Here is a 2,110-nt window from a genome sequence, read left to right on the forward strand (position 1 = left end):
ACGAACTCAACCTCGGTCAAAAGCCCAACGTCCTTGGTGCAGGCCAAAAGGACGGTCAACATCAAAATGAAATACGCTAAGGGTCTGTAGTTCTTGTACATAGTTCGGGGCTTTCTATACAATCGAAGCAAAATAATAACTAACGATTACTTAATCAAAACTTTTCGTTGTAGAGAAATATAATTTTTTTCCCTTATTAAACAACGTGTTAATTAGATGGTATTTGGTATGAATCATCCATATTTATGAATTCTGTATACCCGGTATCATGCTCAATTGAAATATTAGTAGTTGATTGTCCGTAAGTGTCGAACAAATCCTCATGTTGCCCCGAAAAATAGACCTCTCCATTTTCTGGCATGATAAAATAGCCAGAATCTTCCATGGGAATTTTCTCATCAAAGTTATACCCCAAGGACAAAAAATTAGCCCCTTGCCCTCCACCTTGAGCATACACTTTTAGACTAACAACCCCTTTACTTTTAGGGTCTGTACTTATAGTTACATCAACCCTAGATCCGCTGGGGGCGGTATATCGGCCCGTTGACCGATCGAAGGATATTGAGGGAGCCGGAGCTTCCACTGTTATCTCCACCGTCCAGTCCTGCACATCCCCGTTCTCGGCCGTCACCGTATAGACAACCGGACTCGAAAAATCGCGCTCCACATTGCCCAGGGGAGAGACCGTCGCACCGGGGGACACCACCAAATTGGTCGGGGCGACCAATAGGTCCGTACCGAAGGGAACCGTCATGGTCACCCGATGGCCGGACGGATCCAAGGTGGCATCGCCGGATGTAGGCGACAATGTAAACTGAAGGATGTCGTTGTCCGCGCTACCGTTATCGATTCCAGTGACCGTCACGGTAACCATGGCCGTAGCGTTTCCCCCATTTCCGTCCGTAATACGATACTGTACGGTGGTCTGCGCGGTTTGTCCTTCGGTCAAGTCATCAAAATCCCCATTAGGGTCAAAGGAAAGATCGCCCCCCGCGGATATCGTGAACCGACCACCGTTGCTTCCATTGATTGTCGCACCGACATTGACCGAACTTCCATTGACCAGATCAACGGTAATGCCATCGGCATCAAAATCCTCGCCATTGCCATTATCCAGAAACACCGAACCGTTCAACGTTGCATTTTCCGCCACTGTAAAGTCATCATCCATAGCCACAGGGGGCGTATTGGCCGCAACGTTGACCGTTACGATATAATCCCGTGTCGTACCATCTTCCGCGGTAACCGTATAGGTAACCGGATTGGTAAAGTCCTGTTCGACGCCCGATCCCGGGCTCACCGATTCCCCTGTATAGGCAATCGCAGGTACCAAGGAAGTTACATCGGTCCCCGAGGGAAGATTTACTGTAATGCCGGTACCCGAGAAGGACCCGTTTACCCCTCCAATGGAGAAACCCGTGATTTCCTTTGCGGTAGCCGCCGCGACCTCCACCATTACCGTGTACTCCTTGGATGCATCGCCCTGGGTGACCGTGTAGGTGACCGGGTCGGTAAAGTCCTGTTCGACCTCCGATCCCGGGCTCACCGATTCCCCTATGTAGGTTATCACCGGTGCAAGGGACTTCACATCGGTGCCCGGGGGAAGGCTTACCGTAATGTCGGTCTCCGATATAACACCTTCCACCCCGTCAATGGAGAACAACGTAATCTCCGGATCTACGGTGTCCGCCGCGACCTCCACCGTTACCGTGTACTCCTTGGATACATCGCCCTGGGCGACCGTGTAGGTGACCGGGTCGGTAAAGTCCTGTTCGACCTCCGGTCCCGGGCTCACCGATTCCCCTATGTAGGTTATCGCCGGTGCAAGGGACTTCACATCGGTGCCCGAGGGAAGGCTGACCGTAATGTCCGTGCCCGATAGTATACCTTCCACCCCGTTTATCGAGAACAACGTGATCTCCGGATCTACGGTATCCGTCGCGACCTCCACCGTTACCGTGTACTCCTTGGATACATCGCCCTGGGTGACCGTGTAGATGACCGGATCGGTAAAGTCCTGTTCGACCTCCGATTCCGGACTTACCGAATCTCCCGTAAAGGTTATCGTAGGTACCAAGGCCGTGACGTCCGTGCCCGGGGGAAGGCTTAC

The 2,110-nt window shown here is 51.8% G+C and carries 1 protein-coding gene; it reads right to left on the minus strand.

What is annotated here, in order from left to right; all coding sequences use genetic code 11:
• Positions 1-208: 208 nt before the first annotated feature.
• A partial coding sequence (locus BUB37_RS21750) for an Ig-like domain-containing protein (protein ID WP_244526924.1) occupies positions 209-2,110 on the minus strand: 1,902 nt, incomplete at its 5' end.

The sequence above is a fragment of the Pseudozobellia thermophila genome (assembly GCF_900141855.1).
GTDB classification, from domain to species: domain Bacteria; phylum Bacteroidota; class Bacteroidia; order Flavobacteriales; family Flavobacteriaceae; genus Pseudozobellia; species Pseudozobellia thermophila.